Annotated in this window: 15 protein-coding genes; 8 read left to right on the top strand and 7 right to left on the bottom strand. The window is 46.9% G+C overall.

Annotated elements, in window-relative coordinates; genetic code table 11:
• From GC130_RS27790 to GC130_RS27775, 5 genes are all read left to right on the top strand, one after another.
• Positions 1 to 780, top strand: a complete 780-nt coding sequence (locus tag GC130_RS27790) for a prolyl oligopeptidase family serine peptidase (RefSeq protein ID WP_152001630.1) — start codon at positions 1 to 3, stop codon at positions 778 to 780.
• Positions 781 to 875: 95 nt separating this feature from the next.
• Positions 876 to 2,360, top strand: a complete 1,485-nt coding sequence (locus GC130_RS27785; RefSeq protein ID WP_152001629.1) for an acyl-CoA synthetase — start codon at positions 876 to 878, stop codon at positions 2,358 to 2,360.
• A gap of 9 nt (positions 2,361 to 2,369) precedes the next feature.
• Entirely contained in the window at positions 2,370 to 2,495 is a 126-nt protein-coding gene (locus GC130_RS29155; protein ID WP_255471554.1) for a hypothetical protein, read from the top strand.
• Positions 2,496 to 2,500: 5 nt separating this feature from the next.
• Complete coding sequence (locus GC130_RS27780) at positions 2,501 to 4,018, top strand: sodium:solute symporter (RefSeq protein ID WP_226940633.1); 1,518 nt, start codon at positions 2,501 to 2,503, stop codon at positions 4,016 to 4,018.
• 103 nt (positions 4,019 to 4,121) lie between these two features.
• The gene (locus GC130_RS27775; RefSeq protein ID WP_152001628.1) at positions 4,122 to 5,345 is read left to right on the top strand and encodes a hypothetical protein; all 1,224 of its coding nucleotides are present in this window, start codon (positions 4,122 to 4,124) and stop codon (positions 5,343 to 5,345) included.
• Positions 5,346 to 5,348: 3 nt separating this feature from the next.
• Here GC130_RS27775 and GC130_RS27770 read toward each other — a convergent pair whose 3' ends face one another.
• Entirely contained in the window at positions 5,349 to 6,026 is a 678-nt protein-coding gene (locus GC130_RS27770) for a GIN domain-containing protein (RefSeq protein WP_152001627.1), read from the bottom strand.
• Positions 6,027 to 6,186: 160 nt separating this feature from the next.
• Here GC130_RS27770 and GC130_RS27765 point away from each other — a divergent pair, with 160 nt between their 5' ends.
• Positions 6,187 to 8,181 carry a cation:proton antiporter gene (locus tag GC130_RS27765; RefSeq protein ID WP_152001626.1) on the top strand — a complete coding sequence of 665 codons (1,995 nt, stop codon included), beginning with the start codon at positions 6,187 to 6,189 and terminating at the stop codon, positions 8,179 to 8,181.
• Here the strand turns inward: GC130_RS27765 and GC130_RS27760 are convergent, their stop codons facing one another.
• The 6 genes from GC130_RS27760 to GC130_RS27735 form a co-directional block, all read right to left on the bottom strand.
• Positions 8,182 to 9,147 carry a calcium/sodium antiporter gene (locus tag GC130_RS27760; RefSeq protein ID WP_152001625.1) on the bottom strand — a complete coding sequence of 322 codons (966 nt, stop codon included), beginning with the start codon at positions 9,145 to 9,147 and terminating at the stop codon, positions 8,182 to 8,184. It lies immediately after the preceding gene.
• Between the two features lie 296 nt (positions 9,148 to 9,443).
• Positions 9,444 to 11,642 (bottom strand): TonB-dependent receptor, encoded by a 2,199-nt coding sequence (locus tag GC130_RS27755; protein ID WP_152001624.1) that lies wholly within the window; start codon positions 11,640 to 11,642, stop codon positions 9,444 to 9,446.
• A gap of 41 nt (positions 11,643 to 11,683) precedes the next feature.
• Positions 11,684 to 12,733, bottom strand: coding sequence for an ArsO family NAD(P)H-dependent flavin-containing monooxygenase (locus GC130_RS27750; RefSeq protein WP_152001623.1), 1,050 nt, complete (start codon positions 12,731 to 12,733; stop codon positions 11,684 to 11,686).
• 41 nt (positions 12,734 to 12,774) lie between these two features.
• Entirely contained in the window at positions 12,775 to 13,686 is a 912-nt protein-coding gene (locus tag GC130_RS27745; protein ID WP_152001622.1) for a sterol desaturase family protein, read from the bottom strand.
• A 26-nt stretch (positions 13,687 to 13,712) separates the two neighbouring features.
• Entirely contained in the window at positions 13,713 to 14,171 is a 459-nt protein-coding gene (locus GC130_RS27740) for a rhodanese-like domain-containing protein (protein WP_152001621.1), read from the bottom strand.
• Positions 14,172 to 14,295: 124 nt separating this feature from the next.
• Positions 14,296 to 15,096, bottom strand: a complete 801-nt coding sequence (locus tag GC130_RS27735) for a sulfite exporter TauE/SafE family protein (protein ID WP_152001620.1) — start codon at positions 15,094 to 15,096, stop codon at positions 14,296 to 14,298.
• A 215-nt stretch (positions 15,097 to 15,311) separates the two neighbouring features.
• Between GC130_RS27735 and GC130_RS27730 the strand changes: the two genes are divergently transcribed.
• Together GC130_RS27730 and GC130_RS27725 are read left to right on the top strand one after the other, a co-directional pair.
• Positions 15,312 to 16,205, top strand: a complete 894-nt coding sequence (locus GC130_RS27730; RefSeq protein WP_152001619.1) for a DUF542 domain-containing protein — start codon at positions 15,312 to 15,314, stop codon at positions 16,203 to 16,205.
• A 65-nt stretch (positions 16,206 to 16,270) separates the two neighbouring features.
• Positions 16,271 to 16,864: a Crp/Fnr family transcriptional regulator gene (locus GC130_RS27725; RefSeq protein ID WP_226940632.1), complete on the top strand. Its 594-nt coding sequence runs from the start codon at positions 16,271 to 16,273 to the stop codon at positions 16,862 to 16,864.
• Positions 16,865 to 17,035: the final 171 nt, after the last annotated feature.

Here is a 17,035-nt window from a genome sequence, read left to right as displayed (position 1 = left end):
ATGAACAAACTACTCACCCTGCTAATCCTGACGGCCACATTCACAAGTCGTGCTCAGGACTTCTCTCTTTTTGAGAAAAAAGAATTTATCAGCGAAAAAGGCGACGTGCTGCCCTACCGGATTTTGTATCCAGAAAACTATGACAAGACTAAAAAGTACCCCTTGGTGCTGTTTCTACATGGTGGGGGTGAACGGGGTACTGACAATGAAAAGCAGCTGGTGAATGGCGTGAAAGCTTTTCTGGAACCTGAAAACAGGAGCAAGTTCCCCTGTATCGTCATCGCCCCGCAATGTCCTGAGGACTCATACTGGGCATCGGTCAAATTTGAAAGAACAAAGTACCCACTGGAGCTTGATTTTAACTACGGCTACGACATCACCAAAGGCTTGCAACTGGCCATTGACCTTACGAACAGCGTGGCGAAAAGTGAGTCCGTCGATAGCAAGCGGGTCTACATCACCGGCCTCTCCATGGGCGGCATGGGGTCGTTAGAGGCTGTGTATCGGTATCCGAAAATGTTCGCTGCCATTGCCGCCGTCTGTGGTGGCGCCGACCTCAATGCCTACTCAAAAAAGCAGGCAAAAATACCCTTTTGGCTCTTCCACGGCAGTGTGGATGGCGTGATTGCCGTCGACAATTCAAGGAAACTTAACGAAAAGCTGAAGGAGATAGGAGCCGATGTGCGGTTCACAGAATATCCGGGTGTCAATCACAATAGCTGGGAAAATGCCTATGTGGAGCCTGACCTGCTTCCCTGGATGTTCTCAAAAAGCAGGTAGCGCTTACTTTGGTCAAACCAAGTCGTCGCCAACCAGGAGTAAACGCTTGTTGGTCGGGTCAATTTTGCTTATGTTGTTAGTTAGGAACCTACTCAATGCTACAACTCTTTCAAAAGGCTAAAATTTACGCTCAGAAAGCTGCCATTGTATCAAATGGCAGTTCGTACACTTACCAACAGCTTCTTTTTGCCTCTCAGCAGTTTGCCACGCTCCTATTAGATGGCGCTTCTGATTTAAAGGAACGACGAATTGCTTTTCTGGTAGAGCCAGGGTTTGACTACGTCAAGGTGCAATGGGGTATTTGGCAGGCTGGAGGTGTTGCGGTGCCGTTATGCACGAGCCACCCTCTTCCATCGCTTCAGTATGTGATTGAGGACACCGAGGCCTCGGTGGTTGTAGTTTCACCGTCGTTCAGGGAAATACTACAGTCCTATGCTGAGACCAAGTCAATCACATTCATTGTGCTGGAACCTGAAAACGACAGCAAGCCAGCAGCACTGCCGCAGATTGAAAAGTCACGCCGGGCGATGATCCTGTATACCAGTGGCACCACCAACCTGCCGAAGGGAGTGGTGACGACGCATGCTAACCTGGAGGCGCAAATTTCTACACTCGTCACCGCCTGGGGCTGGACATCTACAGATCACACTTTATGCATTTTGCCACTTCATCACGTGCACGGCATCATTAACGTGGTTAGCTGTGCCTTGTGGTCGGGAGCTGCTTGTGAGTTCTTACCTTCCTTTTCAGCAGAAAAAGTATTCTCCCTATTTGCAGCAGGCCAGCTCAATGTGTTCATGGCCGTGCCCACCATCTATTTCAAACTCATTGCTCACTTCGAAAGCTTAGATAAAAAGCAGCAAGAAGCCCTGTCTGCCGCCATGAGAAACTTCCGGTTAATGGTGTCGGGCTCTGCAGCGTTGCCGGTGTCGGTGATGGAAAAATGGGAAACAATAAGCGGGCACAGGCTGCTGGAGCGCTACGGCATGACTGAGATAGGCATGGCCATCAGCAACCCCTACGAGGGAGAAAGAAAAGCTGGGTTTATTGGACTACCGCTGCCAGAGGTCAGCATCAGGCTGGCGGATGAGGCAAATGTTGAACTGAAAAACACTTCTGTGCCTGGCGAAATTCAGGTAAAAGGAGAAAATGTCTTCAAAGAATATTGGCAGAAGCCCGAGGCAACGATGACTTCCTTTACTTCCGACGGCTGGTTCAAAACAGGCGATGTTGCCGAGGTTGAAAATGGCTACTACAAAATTCTTGGCAGGAATTCAGTGGATATCATTAAATCGGGTGGATACAAAATATCGGCCCTGGAGATTGAAGAAGTGCTCAGAAGCCATCCGGCCGTCAGCGATTGCGCCGTAGTTGGCCTTCCCGATGAAGAATGGGGGGAAATAGTGGCTGCTGCCATTGTTGGTGACTCCTCGCTTGACACTGAAGAACTCACCCCCTGGCTCAAAGCTCGCATGCCGGGCTACCGGGTGCCGAGAAAATACCTGTCACTTTCGGAGCTTCCCCGAAATGCAATGGGAAAAGTGACAAAAAACGACGTGAAGAAATTGTTCAACACCTAACCCAACGCTATGAGCTTCTGGATCAGCTTTCCCTTTTGGATGATGCTTTTACTTCTTGCACTTAATGGCTTTCTGGTTTCCAGCTTCAGCGCTAGCATTAAGGACGACGAAACCAACAACCCCCCGGGACACTGATCAACATGGACTACTTAGCGCAACATGGCCTGACACTTTTGTTGATTGCCGTTTATGTAGGTCTTATTATCTACATTGGCTGGCACTTTCAAAAGAGGGCTTCCCAAAATGTAAATGAGTACTATCTGGCCAATCGAAAAATACCAGGTTGGGTAGTTTCTCTTGCCTTCTTCTCTACGTTCATTAGCACCAGCACCTACATCGGTCAGGCTGGTGAGTCTTTCAAATATGGTCTTTCCTGGGCTTATGTGGCGCTCTTTTGGGTAGTGTTCTGCATGATCTCATGGCTGGTGATGGGCCCCAGAATGCGCAGTCAATCCATACGGTTAAAATCGGTGACGGTGCCCGACTATTTTCACCTGCGCTACCAAAGCAATCTTTCCAAGAGCATCAGGGTGCTGTCCTCCTTCATTATTCTTTTTGCCACACTCTGGTATATGACCGGCATTGCCAAAGGCGGCGCTAACTTGCTCAATACCGTGCTGGAAGTCGACTACGGACTTGGTGCGTTTATCCTGATCTTCTTCACCTGTGGCTATACGATGGCGGGCGGTATGTACGGCGTGATGTGGACGGATGCGGTGCAGGGCATCCTCATGTTTATCGTGGCTATCATTATGCTGATTATCCCTTTCTACTTTGCAGGAGGCTACTCACCACTAATGGAGAAGCTCGCCAACCTCCAGCATGTAACGGCCGATGGAAACCCTATTGGCGACGGCATGATGACGTTTGGGGGAGTGGCAAGCATGTACTATATCATTGCCATTGGGCTTACGATAGGCATGAAGCAGGTGTCCGACCCGAAGCTTATTATTCGTTTTTACTCGATCAAAGACAAGGCCAGCATGAAGTTTGCCATGACCTGGACGCCTGTTTTCCTTGGTATTTCGCTGATTTGTGTAATGTGCGTGGGGGCTTTGGTGCATGTGATGGTGAGTGATGAAGAGGCTGCTTATCTCATCAACAATACGGATGAAGTTGTTGGTGTAATGTTCAACAAACTCAATAGCCCAACAGTAAGTGGCATTTGCATGATGGGGCTTTTTGCCGCTGGCATGTCCTCGCTAGCCTCTGTCACGTTTATCGCCGGTACTTCCATCGTTAAAGACATCTGGAATATCTGGAAGCCGATGGAGGAGAAGAAAATTGTCGGCCGCACAAAGTGGGCCATGCTTGGCTATTGTGTAGTGGTTTTCCTTTTCACACTGTATCCTCCGGCGGGCGTGGTAGAAATGTCTTCCTTTGCAGGGTCAGTTTTCGCCGCCAGCTTTTTCCCGACCATTTTCGGTGGGCTCTACCTGCGCTGGGGCACCGACATCGGAGCGCTATCCAGCATGGTTGCCGGCATGGTGGTGAATGTGATCTGGCGCTTCGGAATCCGGTTCAATTTTGAAGGCATGGAACAGGTTCATGAGGTCTTTCCGGCCTTTGTAGTTTCTTTTCTGGTGTACGTGGTGGCTAGTAAATTGACTTCTAATAGGGTCCCTGACAAAGAACATTTGAAATTAGTTTTCAGCTAGAGTTTGTCGTAAAGGTATTCATTTACCTCTTCAGATATTTAATAATAAGAACTTTCGTTGAATTAGCCTTGTATTTTCTACTTTTGTCTAACATAGATACAGTATGAGAAATAAGGTTTTTTCAATACTAATTTTAGTAACTACGGCTTTTATCATGGCCCGGTGCGGAAATGATATTGAGTCGCCAGCCAAGTCTACCTGGGACAAAACTTTCGGTGGAGTGGGCGATGACTTTGGAATTGATATTAAGACTACTTCAGTTGGAGAAATTATTATACTTGGACAAAGTCAAAACTTAGCTTCGGATTCGTCATTTGCAAGAGTCATCAAACTTTCCGCAGACGGCAACATCCTGTTTGATCGAACGATTAAGACCAGAAAATTCTCTGTTCCAAATGGATTGATGCTTAATGCCACTGATGAAATTATTGTCTTTGGCAAAACCTATGATATCGAAGGCGAGTCAAACTCCTATATTCTCAACCTGTCGTCTTCTGATGGATCAATTAACTGGGAAAAAGTTCACGACCTGGGAATCGGCGACGAAATAACGGGTATGATAGGAAGCGAGAATGGAAAGTACCTGGCTGTTGGAAATTTGAAAAATGAAGATGACGGCTTTTCCGGGGTCGGCTTGCAAATGAGTGTCGTTATCGAATTCAGTTCTGCGGGAGACTTGTTGGGTTCCGGACATTATATTGGCTTGTACGGTCCAGGAATGATTTCGAAAGGTATATCAATTGATAAAAATGACAACTACCTCGTTCTGGCTGCAACATACCCTAGCGTCGTAGAGTATGAAAACGATGCGTACAGAGGTTTTTCATGCTTCTACATGCCGAAAGACCATTTTGGACAAATATATTTCGCATATACTCTCGATTTCGAAATTGAAAACATCACAAATAGTACCGGTTCCTATGTCCAGAAAATGGACGGCTCTGATGTAGCTTTTCTGATGGCTTCAGGTACCAGTGCTGGAGGAGCAAAATCTCAGACCATTCTGCATGAGCTAAACTTATCGTCTTCCGATGATCCAATGAATGCTAGTTTTATTGACATATTCGCCAAAGACCTACTTTTAACTGCCGAAGGAAATTTCATATTAGTTGGCGATCAGCCGTCTACACGAGACCTGGTGGTTAAAAAAGTTGGCCCGGGTTTGGTTGAGGAATGGTCTAAGGTATTTGGGGGTAAAAACAGGGACACTGGTAGCGGAATTATCCAGATAGGCGACTACTACTATATCTTAGGCAGCACCGAGTCAGAGGGGGCTGGGCTAAATGATATCTGGATACTTAAGATTGACGCATCAGGAAATTTGTAGTGCCTACACTCCAAAATTCACGTACTCGACTTCCCGCTGCTGCTGCAAAGCTTCCTCCGACATGATCACGCCACCACTACTTGTGCTCTTGGTAACTTTGGACGGAGAGCCGTTGTAAATAACTCTCCCATTGTTGGTTGCTTCTATTTCCAGCGACTCAGTTGCATGTATGACGACCGAGCCCTCATCCCAAATCCTCACTTCTGCGCTTTTTGACTCAAGCCCTGACCCATATAGTCTGCCCTTCTCAGCCATCACATGAAGGTTTTCCACTTTACCTTCAAGCTTTACAGTGCCCTTGAGTAGATCCAGGCTCAAACTCTCTCCGTTCACGTGATGCATATAAATGATCGACTCATGTGTCGACTCGATACGGGCCAGGTTAGGGGAACCGAGCTTCAAATTAATCGGGCCAGCCAGAGATTTGCCTTCTTTCGCAGAAATAATCAATGTTTCTCCCAGTAGCTCCCATTTAAGGTTCTCGAAATCAGCCTCAGACACCACTAAAGTGCCATGAGAAGGCTGACTGGCATCCACCTCAATATTGGCCTGAACATCGACAACCAGAGAGGTGTAGTGGCCAAAGTCCTTTTCGTGAGCTACATAATCGTTTGACTGCGCCATAGAGGGCATAACACTCAGAAAGAAAAGGTTGATAAAAAAGGCTGAGAGTAGTTTCATGGTGGTGGTGATTTAACTTCAATATGATCATAACAAACAAAGCGAGTGTCACCCTTGCGTTAATTTATGTCAATTTTTGTCACCAATTGAAACTGAACTATTTCACTCATGCCAACTTCCTTGCCCCAGCTTTTAGTAATTTGCACCCAACAAAACCACTATGCAAATACCGATTCTTACCGAAATAGTCATCATCCTTGGCATTTCCGTGTTGATGATTCTCATCTTCAACCGCTTTAAGCTACCTTCCATTTTGGGTCTTTTGGCTACGGGCATGGTTGCCGGACCACACGGCATGGGGCTCATTCAGGCCTCGCACGAAGTCGAGATGCTGTCGGAGATTGGTGTGATTTTCCTGCTTTTTGTCATTGGTGTGGAGTTTTCTTTCAAACATTTAACATCTATAAGGAAAACAGTATTTGTTGGCGGAACCGTGCAGGTGGCTGGCACGATTTTGGTCACATTTGGCATTGTTTACATGTTTGGGCTGTCGTTCAGGGAGTCGATTTTTGCAGGCTTTCTTGTATCGTTAAGCTCCACCGCCATCGTGCTAAAGCTGCTGCAGGAAAAAGGCGAGATCAATACCCCTCACGGCCGCATTGCCCTTGGTATTCTGATTTTTCAGGACATCATTGTCGTTCCCATGATACTTTTTACCCCAATCATCGCCGGTAAGACCGGAAATATTGGCGAAACCATTCTCATTTTATTGCTAAAAGTAGTTGCGGTGGTGGGTCTGGTGCTAATAATGGCACGGTATATTGTTCCAAAACTGCTGTTCAGAGTGGCCCAGGCAAAAAGTCGTGAGCTCTTTATTCTGACAATTATCGTTATCTGCTTTGCCACAGCATGGCTCACCTCTTCCATTGGTCTGTCGCTGGCACTGGGGGCATTCTTTGCCGGACTCATCATTTCTGAATCAGACTACAGCCATCAGGCCACTGCCAATATTCTGCCATTCAGAGAAATATTTATCAGCTTCTTTTTTGTGTCGATCGGCATGCTGCTCGATCTCAAATTCCTTTTTGACCACCTTAGCGTTGTTTTACTTTTAACTTTTCTAACACTTTTTGGAAAGGCGCTGATTGCTGGCTTTGGGGCGGTCCTGCTCAGGTATCCCTTCCGAACAGTCATTCTTTCCGGCCTCATGCTCTGCCAGGTAGGAGAATTTGCATTCTTGTTGTCGGCAACAGGAATCGAAAACCAAATCCTTAGCCCATTAACCTATCAGTATTTTCTCAGTGTGTCGTTGATCACCATGGGACTTACGCCATTCATTCTCAGTTATGCTTCCAAAATTACCGATGTGGTGCATAGCAAAACGCCGAACCCGCTGGTAAGAAAGATTCAGGCACTGTCGTCTGATGTTGAAACAGAAGAGCCTGACGAGCATGAACTGAAAGATCATCTGGTAATCATTGGGTACGGCATCAATGGTAAAAATGTAGCAAAAGCAGCACGAAAGGCCGCTATTCCATACGCCATTGTTGAAATGAACCCGGCCACTGTAAAACAGGAAAAAGAGAGAGGTGAGCCGATAATGTATGGAGACGCCAGCGACGATGTGATTTTAAGGCATGTTCAGATTCAGTCAGCCCGTGTGGTGGTCATCGCCATATCCGATCCTTCTTCTACCAAAAGAATAGTCGCTAAGATCAGAGAGTTCTCCAACACAGTGCATATCATTGTTCGCACCCGCTATATCAACGAAATTGAAGAATCAAAAAAGCTTGGCGCTGACGAAGTTATTCCAGAGGAGTTTGAAACTTCAATCGAAATTTTTACCCGGGTACTTCGGCACTACCTGGTTCCGCTAAATGAGATAGAGGCCTTTACGCAGGAGGTTCGCTCAGGTAGCTATGAAATGCTCCGCAGCCCGCTAATGAGAACCGAACAGGCAGCAAAAAATCTCAGCATTCAGGACCTGGAGATGGCATGTGTTGTATTGGAACGGGAGGATAAATCAATCGTCGGAAAAAGCATTGCAGAATCGAGAATAAAAAGCCGCTACAAGCTCTTCATTCTGGCCATCCAAAGAGGGCAAGAGCTGCTTACCGACATAGACGGAGACACGGAAATAAAGCTCGACGACAGGCTGTACGTGTTTGGCAAACCCGGCAACATCCTGAAGCTCAATCAAAAAGTGAAAGCCTGATTAGCCCCTGTAAATCAGATAGGCGATGTATGCTATATACAACAGAACAAATACGATTCCATTCACACGATCAATAGCATTGCGCTTACCAATAGTAAGCGCCAGGATCATCAAAGCACTGGCCACAATCAAAACCAGAATATCAGCGTTGTTCACTACAGAAAACTCCAGCGGTTTGATGAAGGCGCTGATGCCAAGTATCCAGAGCAAATTAAAGATATTGGAGCCCACCACATTGCCAACCGCTATATCTGTATTGCCTTTGTAAGCTGCCATGGCCGACGTAACCAGCTCGGGCAGGGATGTCCCTATTGCCACAATTGTGAGACCTATGAACGTTTGTGACATCCCGAAATATTCAGCCAGGGCCACAGCTCCATCCACCACCCATTTGCCGCCGATAAACAAACCGAGAATGCCGACACCAATATACAAAACAGATTTGGGCAATAGCATGACTTCCACCTTTTCGGTGCTTTGCATTTCCTGTTCTTTGTTTTCCCCTGCTATCTTGAAAATATAGGCCATAAACAGCGCAAAAAAAGCAAGCAAAATCAGGCCATCCCACCGGCTGATACTCAGAGTGCCAGGGTCGCCAAATAAAGCGGCATTGGCCAGATAAGCAACTAACAACGTGGCTGTCAGCGAGAAAGGTATTTCTGAAAGGATGGTGTTTCGCTGAATCGGCAGGGGGTTTATAATAGAAGAGATGCCAAGGATGAGAAGGATGTTGGAAATATTGCTGCCGATAATGTTACCTACGGCGATGTCGGCATTGCCGTCGAGACTGGCAAAAATATTTACAATCAGTTCTGGCATGGAGGTGCCAAAGGAAACTATGGTGAGCCCAATAATAAAATCTGAAATATTAAATCGCTTCGCAAGTGAAGAGGCTCCGTCAACGAGCAGGTCAGCCCCTTTGATCAATGCTGGAAAACCCAGCACAAAAAGTAAGTACGTTAACATATGTAATCCAGTTGATGGCTCCCCTGCAGTATATTCTCCACAAAAGAATAATTAAACTAATTCCTTTAATAGTGCTAAATACTTGCGTGCGTGATAAAAGTAACCTCCTTGTCAGCTTACAAAAATTGTTGTTACCTGTATTAAAAAGCCCCAAATACCGGATTTACATTAGTTATTGCTGAATTTGAGGTAGTTAGCCCTAAAGATATCATATTGCCATCGAAATACTATAATTGAAAAAAAATTCCTTATTCAAAGTAGTATCACTTATCGATGTAATAAATATCGCTGGGTTTTCAAAAGTGATAGATAAAACCTCCATTTGAAACAAATCCGTCGGTAGGGGCCCAAACCTCAGCAAAAGTAGGGTTGTTGTAAGGGGGAGTCACCATGGACTGATACCTCGATTGCCGGGTGTCAGTAAAATTTTCAAAGTTGAGGAACACGGTAAACTTCTCCCATTCCTTCATAGCCATTATGCCCATGATCCAGAAGTCCGGAGTAGATGACCTGTCGTATCGGTACTGGCTTCCCGTATAGTAAAGCTCGTAGCCGATACGAAACGATTCATGTTTTTCGTACATCATCACAAAGCCTGCCGCATGCTTTGGAGTTATTGCCTTCTGGCGGTAGCCAGACCCATCATCAACATTTACATGAGTGAGAGAGTACTGCAAGAATAGCTTCCAATGATCATATCCGAGCTTGAGGTTACTTTCAAAGCCCTTACTAACGACAGGCTCTTGCCTGTTGGAAAGGTAATAATTAGTAAAGCCATCCATCTCTACCTCATCCAGAAATACTGGCTTGTCAAGCTGAGTTACGAAGAAGAGCTGGTTGGCCGACAGCGTCCAGTCGTCTCCGAGGGCGGTTCTAAAATTGACATCAAAATTTGAGCCCCACGACCTTTCCATTTCGGGCTGCTGATTGAGGGCGTTGTAAGGCAGCACCCTGGTGAAGGCCCTTTGCTCGGCCTCCTCAAGGAAAATGGTTGGAAGCTTGTAACCTCTTCCACCTCCCAGGCGCATGGTCAACTGCCTTGATGGTTTGACCATCCAGGAAAGCCGGGGAAGCAAAACAGCGCCATACTCATTGTTAAAATCCGTACGAAGGCCCAACTCCAGGGTGTTTTGCTCAGAAACTTCCCAGGTGTCTTGTGCAAATACCCCAGCTGTCAAAAAGTTGTATGATCTGTCCACATCTCCCAAGCCAGGCATAAAGTTGTCGCCCGGATCCGAAAAATGGTCGGACACCAGGTTCATCCCCGTAACCAGTTCGTGCTTCGCTACCTTAAAATTATAAGCCAACTCAGAAAATGAAGCCAACTGCTCACCATAAAAACTATAAATTGGAGAGTCGATATTCCTGGCAAACAGGTTGACACTGTTTTTGAAAGACCACTGTGAACCGTTCGAGGTCGTATGTACAAAGTTGATCAGCGACCCGAGTCTTCCTGTGTAATTCTCTTCACTAAAACTGCGGCCGCTTACGCCTTCATTTTCAATCGCTGCTATGTCTCCTCCTTCTCTGGCTTCGTATGAGCTGTTCAACCCGATGCTCAGCGTTGTGCGTTCTGATGGGTAGAAAAATATTTTTGGGTTGAGGGCAATGCTCCTTACTCTGGGAATATCCGAAAAACCGTCATCATTTGGATCGTATGGCTGCTGGCGATTAGCAGAAGCATAGAGTGTGAAGCCCTTTTTTTCATTTCGACCCGACAGGAAAGTGTTGAGTGTGGTGCCGCCTGCAGTAGTTTGGTTGAGCATAATGCTCCGATCCGGCTCGCTACCCGGCGTTTTCGAAACCAGGTTTACCAGGCCAGCAATAGCACCTCCGCCATAAAGAGTAGAGGCGCTGCCTTTGATTACCTCCACCTGCCGAAGGTCCAGCGGGGGTATTTGCATGATGCTCAACCCGCTGGAAAAACCACCGTACAAAGGAAGTCCGTCCCGAAGCAGCTGGGTGTAGCGGCCATCCAGTCCCTGTATTCGAAGGGTTTGGTTGGCTGAGTTGGTAGAAGTCTGCTGCATTTGAATGCCTGAGCTTTCTCTCAACAGCATAGCAATGTTTGTGGAGTTCATAGCGGCCTTTTCATCCAGCTCTTCCCCGGAGATTACCTCCATCCTGATGGGGATATCCTCGATGGTTCTGCTACTACGGGTAGCAGTAACGATTACCTCCTCAAGCGCTTCCTCAGGCTCCAAATTAAAAACCAGCTCAGTTGTACCCGTCACTACCTTTTTCTTTACGGAAGAATAGCCAACGAACGATGCCACTAAACTTATTGGCTCCGCACCAGAAAGGGTAATTTGGCCTTCTCCATTCAAGTCTGTTATCGTTCCCTGCGTGGTTCCGGCTATTTGAATGGTAGCGCCAACGAGAGGTTCTTGTGTGTCGGCGTCGAGCACCCTGACTTTAAGCACAGACTGTGCGGAAAGTTCAGCGGCGAAAAACAAGACCCCAAAGAAAAAAGCATAAAAGAAAGACCGTTTCATCCGGCAAAGGTAGGCAGTCAGTATTTGCAACAAAACAGTATTTACACGTATTCTTTGATTTCTTCTACGGTGGATTTTGCAGACCTCCCCATGCCGATAAGCGTAGCCGAGGCGAAGCCCGTCCATTGGCCGTAACCCACCAACCAAAGGCCTGGCACCTCGGCCGACCGGGTGGCAACCGTTGCCACTTTCCCCGCACTAACATTGAGGGCCAAGCTCTTGAGGTGATCCAACGCAGGCCGAAACCCGGTGCAGAAAATCACACTGTCGACGAGCAGCTCCTGGCCATTCACCAACATAATTCCCAGATCCGTGAAATGATCGATTGGCGGGTAAGCCCGCTCCAATACTCCTCTTTTCCTGGCTTCTTTTACCGGCGGAACCATCACCACATCCCCCAGCGACGGCGGAGTGAATTCCTTCCCTGCCTTTTTGGCTTCATACATTTGAGTGGCTGCATCGAAAAGATAACGTCCGTCTACCTCATCAGGAAGGAATTTCGGCGGCTTTGACGTGACCCAAAAAGTCTGCGCCACCTTGCTCACTTCAGCAAGTATCTGGGCGCCAGAATTCCCTTCGCCGACAATTGCTACCTGTTGGCTCTTGAATGGATCCGGTCTTTTGTAGGCAGAGGAATGGAAAACCTTCCCTTTGAATTTGTCTCTTCCGGGCAACTCCGGCATCCAGGGATTGGTAAATGAGCCAGTGGCAGACACGACCGCCTTCGACTGGTAGGTTCCTTTGCTGGTGACAATATCAAAAAGCCTACCTGCCTTTTTTACATCTATTACCGTCACTCCTCTTTGTACGGTGAAGTTATATTTCTCCTCGTACTTTCTCAGGTAGTCAATTGTTTCGTTGCGGGTGGGATAATAGTCGGGGCCACCCGTCATGAGCACGCCGGGTAGTGAGCTCCATTGGGCAGGCGAAAACAAACGGAGCGAGTGCCAATAATGCTGCCAGCTTCCGCCGGCGTTGTCGCTGGCGTCAAGAACAACATAATTTAAACCGGCCCTATTCAGATAATAAGCTACAGCAAGGCCACTTTGCCCTCCGCCAATCACAATGACGTCGTACACAGCTGGAGTCATCCTGCAAAGAAAGGGATTTGCTACGAAAAGGAGCGCTGTTACTACGTGTGCACTTTGTCAGCACTCGCTTTCTCCTTCTTGTGCTCAGACACTATTCCATGAAGGTTCTGTCCCACAAAATCGTGCGGAAATTGCTCCACGCCGGGGAAACCCAGCTTAATGTCCCGACCGTCGTAAGGAATATAATCTGTTTTGAACAGATAGTCCCAAATACTCAGCGTGATCCCAAAATTAACCCCATAGCCCCTCTCCCTGGGAAGGTCATAGGCATGATGCCAGATGTGCATCTGAGGATTGTTGAAAAAGTATTTAAATGGCCCCAATGGCACTTTGATATTGGAGTGGTTGAAATGCCCAACAGCCAGGGTGAAAATATGGATGATAAAGAAGTCTCTCAACCCAATGCCGATCAATGCCAACGGAATGTACTCAATCGTGCGGTACACCACATTTTCCATCCAATGGTAGCGGAGATGAGCAGCAAAGCCCATTTGCTCCACCGAATGATGAACTTTGTGAAACTCCCAGAGCCAGGGCGACCGGTGCAGCAATCGATGCACCCACCATTGCACAAAGTCCCGCACCACAAACCCGATTAGCAGGTGCGACCACATGGGCCACTTCATTACCTCAAAGGCCAAAAGGTTATTGATACCGATAGCTGCCAGGGCGTCGTTAAAAAGATTGACAACCGAATTGGAGACAGCATTGTAAATAATGAGCGAAAAGAGAAAGAAGTTAAAGAACATGTAAAAGAAGTCCAGCCAGAAGTCCTTTCGGAACCTGGGCTGATCTTTCCTCCAGGGCTTCACCCACTCCAGCATCAGGAAAAAAACCGACACCAACAGCAGCCAGTAAAAATAATTGTGCCAGCTGGGGTGTAAAATCTCATTGACCAGATAGTTCCAGTAACCTGTATACGAGCCAACAATGATGTTCCAATACTTTTCCACTTTCTCTTAGCTGATTTAACTAACTACTACTGCTTTTCGGTGGCAAGTCCACTGGCGTTCCATGAAATTATTCCGCCTTCCAGCTCGAAAATTTGCTTGAAGCCCAACTCTTGAAATACTTTGGCTGCCCTGGCACTTCTGCCTCCCACCTTACAGTAAACTGCAACCGGCTTATTCGGGTCAAGCTTAGCGGCCATCTCCTCAAAATTGGTGGTGTTGTAGTCGATATTTATTGCATTGGGTATTTTGCCGGTAGCTACCTCTCCCGCTGTTCTCACATCTACAAGCTGAACTTCGGCTTCCTTCACTTTCTCGGCAAAGTCTGGCGCATTAAGCTGAACAATCTTTGCGGATGTCTGAACTGCTGGCTTGGCAACCACTTCCGAGGCAGCCTCCTTCTCAGTGGAAGACGAGCTGCATGCTGAGCCTATGGCTGAAACAAAAAGAAAAGCTAGCGATGCGACGATGTTTGTACTGGTTTTCATATCTCTTGTTTAAAATTGATCTGTTTATTGGTAACACATGTAAATGTAACAAAGTTGAGATTTTCGAAGAGGCTTCTATCGAAGTTAGCTGGAGTAGCTTCTCCAGTGTCGCCGGGGTGTATCATCAGAATATAAGTTCTTTGGTAAGGATAAAAACAGCCATAACAAGCACGAAATAGCCAAAACCCTTTTTAAGAGCAGCCCCTGATATGAACCGGGAAAGGAACTCTCCCAGAAAAAGCCCCCCGATAGACAGGCTCGTAAAGATCAGCATAAATGGCCAATCGATTGGCTGGGTTCCCAGGTCACCAGTGAATCCGATCAGCGATTTGGCAGCAATGATCAGCAACGAAGTGCCGACTGCCAACTTCATTGGGATATGGGCCAGCAGCACCAGTGCAGGAATGATAAGAAAGCCACCCCCTGCCCCTACCAGGCCTGTTAACGCCCCCACCACCAGGCCTTCCAAAGCAATCATCGGGTAATTGTAGGATAGCTTCTCTTCTATCGTCTTGTTTTCCTTCTTGTCTCTGATCATCGACCAGGCAGCCACCAGCATAATGACGGCAAACAGCACCATTATTGCCAAGTCCTTTGTTACCGGAAATCCCCCCAAAGAGAAAACCGGGTCCGGGATGGCAGGAATGACGAATTTTCTGGTGACAAAGACAGAAATGAAGGAAGGAATGGCGAATATGACAGCCGTTTTAAGACTTACTAACCCTTTTCTAAGAAAGTTGACGGATCCTACCAGGGCAGTGCTGCCGACCACAAACAAAGAGTAGGCTGTCGCCAGCACTGGGTCGATGTGAATCATGTAAACCAGCACCGGCACGGTTAGAATAGAGCCCCCTCCTCCAATTAGCCCCAGGCTAACCCCTATAAGTATTGACGCTGCAAACCCTAAAATTTCGATAACCGGCATACTGTGTGACTCTTACTATGACATTGTCCGAACACAAAAGTCTGAATAACAAAGGCCGCCGTCAGTGACTTAGATCACGCAGTCAGAAATTATGATGCACCTCGCAAATCACATCAAAAAAAAGTGACAATCTTACTCCCGTATGACTCAAGTCATAAAATAGTAGCCTTTGATGTCACCACATTTGACCATCAATAGTCAAAATCCAAAAACTTATGGAATCTCCCATACGCATTGATGTTTCCCTTTTGCCCCCTGCAACCCGCCACGATACCATTTTCAAAGCCTATGAAAGTCTTGATGAAGGGCAGTCGCTGGTGCTTGCCGTCGACCACGATCCTCAGCCACTTTTTTACGAATTCAGCCACAAGTATCCTAAAAGCTTTGGCTGGGACTATCTCGATAAAGGGCCTGAAAAATGGCGGGTACTGATTACCCGCCAGCAGTCGATCACCGACAGAATAGTGGCTGACCTGGTCATGGAAGACCTCAGCCTGGGCAAAGTCTTCGACGCCTATGGCATAGATTTTTGCTGTCACGGCGATATTTCTCTCGAAGAGGCCTGTCGTCGCCAAAAATTGGATATCAACGAGGTGCTGGTGGCCATGAAAAAAAAGAGCGGGCCTGGTGCTTTTTGGCAGCCACATTTTGAGGAATGGTCGGTGTCTTTACTCATTCAGTACATCCTTGAAAATCACCATAGCTGGGAAAGGCATGCACTTTCCGACATCGAAGACCTCACTATCAAAGTGGCGGATCACCATGGAGCGGACTTTCCGAATCTAAAAAAGGTGAAAGAGATGGTAGACCACCTTAAATATGCCATCATCGATCACTTCTTTGAGGAAGAGAATGAGCTCTTTCCAATGATTTTAAAGGGCTCAAAAAGTGTTGAGTTGCTCAAAGAAATCGAGAAGATGAAGGTGGAGCACGCCGAAGTGGGTGCCATACTCACAGACCTCACCCTGTTTACCAACAATTTCCAGCCTCCCCAGCAAGCATGTGGTTCATTTCGGCTGCTCTACTCAAAGCTGGGAGAGTTCAAACAGGATATTCTCCAGCATATTCATTTGGAAAACACGCTGCTCGTCGCCAAAGCTGTAGCATGACTATAATTCACAGCTGATAAGGTTGTGTTTAAAATACAAAGCACAAATCTTACTAAATTGGCGCCATGTCAATGATTCCTGAAGAGTTGCTTACGACGTTTGGTGCGAGAAAAATTAAGCTCAACAAAGACGAGTTTCTGTTTGCAAAAGACACCGAGGCACATTTTTATTATCAGGTCTCGATGGGCACAGTCAAAATGGTCAACTACAACTACGATGGCCAGGAGTTTATTCTGGGCATGTTTAAGGCCGGGCAAAGCTTTGGTGAACCTCCCCTTTTCGGTCACTTTCCCTACCCGGCCAATGCTGTGGCTGTGGAAGATTGTGAAATATGCAAGCTGCCCAGGGACAACTTCTTCAGGCTTTTGGAAGCCAATTTTGATATCCATCGCAAATTCAACTACGAGCTTTCCAACAGGCTCCGCTACAAGGGAATGATTTTATCAGAGGTGTCTTCCTACCCGCCGGAGCATCGCATTCTTACGCTCGTCAACTATTTGAAGGCGATGATGCCGAACCAGGATCTTTTCACTGTGCCGTACACAAGGCAGCAGCTGGCCGACATGACAGGGCTGCGGGTAGAAACGGTGATCCGGACCATCAAAAAAATGGAGCAGGAAGGCAAAATTAAGCTCAAAAGCCACAAAATAGTTGTCTAATACCATTTGCACTGAAAACCACTGCCGCAGTAGGTTCAGCGGACTGCATTTACCTTTCTCAAGGGCCAATATCTCTCGTTTTTCCGGCCTTATCCCTCAATGAAATCCCATCTAACTATCAATCTTTCAGGTAGTTAATTTTTATCGAAAATCATACTGCTATATGATTTA

Origin of the sequence: Imperialibacter sp. EC-SDR9, assembly GCF_902498805.1 — a bacterium.
Lineage (GTDB): Bacteria > Bacteroidota > Bacteroidia > Cytophagales > Cyclobacteriaceae > Imperialibacter.
Note: the sequence above shows the minus strand (reverse complement) of the source record. Positions and strands in the feature narration are given on the sequence as shown.

Excerpts from the sequence above, each read along its gene's own strand:
- GC130_RS27790 (WP_152001630.1), top strand. The coding sequence starts at position 1 with ATGAACAAACTACTCACCCTGCTAATCCTGACGGCCACATTCACAAGT.
- GC130_RS27785 (WP_152001629.1), top strand. The coding sequence starts at position 876 with ATGCTACAACTCTTTCAAAAGGCTAAAATTTACGCTCAGAAAGCTGCC.
- GC130_RS29155 (WP_255471554.1), top strand. The coding sequence starts at position 2,370 with ATGAGCTTCTGGATCAGCTTTCCCTTTTGGATGATGCTTTTACTTCTT.
- GC130_RS27780 (WP_226940633.1), top strand. The coding sequence starts at position 2,501 with ATGGACTACTTAGCGCAACATGGCCTGACACTTTTGTTGATTGCCGTT.
- GC130_RS27775 (WP_152001628.1), top strand. The coding sequence starts at position 4,122 with ATGAGAAATAAGGTTTTTTCAATACTAATTTTAGTAACTACGGCTTTT.
- GC130_RS27770 (WP_152001627.1), bottom strand. The coding sequence starts at position 6,026 with ATGAAACTACTCTCAGCCTTTTTTATCAACCTTTTCTTTCTGAGTGTT.
- GC130_RS27765 (WP_152001626.1), top strand. The coding sequence starts at position 6,187 with ATGCAAATACCGATTCTTACCGAAATAGTCATCATCCTTGGCATTTCC.
- GC130_RS27760 (WP_152001625.1), bottom strand. The coding sequence starts at position 9,147 with ATGTTAACGTACTTACTTTTTGTGCTGGGTTTTCCAGCATTGATCAAA.
- GC130_RS27755 (WP_152001624.1), bottom strand. The coding sequence starts at position 11,642 with ATGAAACGGTCTTTCTTTTATGCTTTTTTCTTTGGGGTCTTGTTTTTC.
- GC130_RS27750 (WP_152001623.1), bottom strand. The coding sequence starts at position 12,733 with ATGACTCCAGCTGTGTACGACGTCATTGTGATTGGCGGAGGGCAAAGT.
- GC130_RS27740 (WP_152001621.1), bottom strand. The coding sequence starts at position 14,171 with ATGAAAACCAGTACAAACATCGTCGCATCGCTAGCTTTTCTTTTTGTT.
- GC130_RS27735 (WP_152001620.1), bottom strand. The coding sequence starts at position 15,096 with ATGCCGGTTATCGAAATTTTAGGGTTTGCAGCGTCAATACTTATAGGG.
- GC130_RS27730 (WP_152001619.1), top strand. The coding sequence starts at position 15,312 with ATGGAATCTCCCATACGCATTGATGTTTCCCTTTTGCCCCCTGCAACC.
- GC130_RS27725 (WP_226940632.1), top strand. The coding sequence starts at position 16,271 with ATGTCAATGATTCCTGAAGAGTTGCTTACGACGTTTGGTGCGAGAAAA.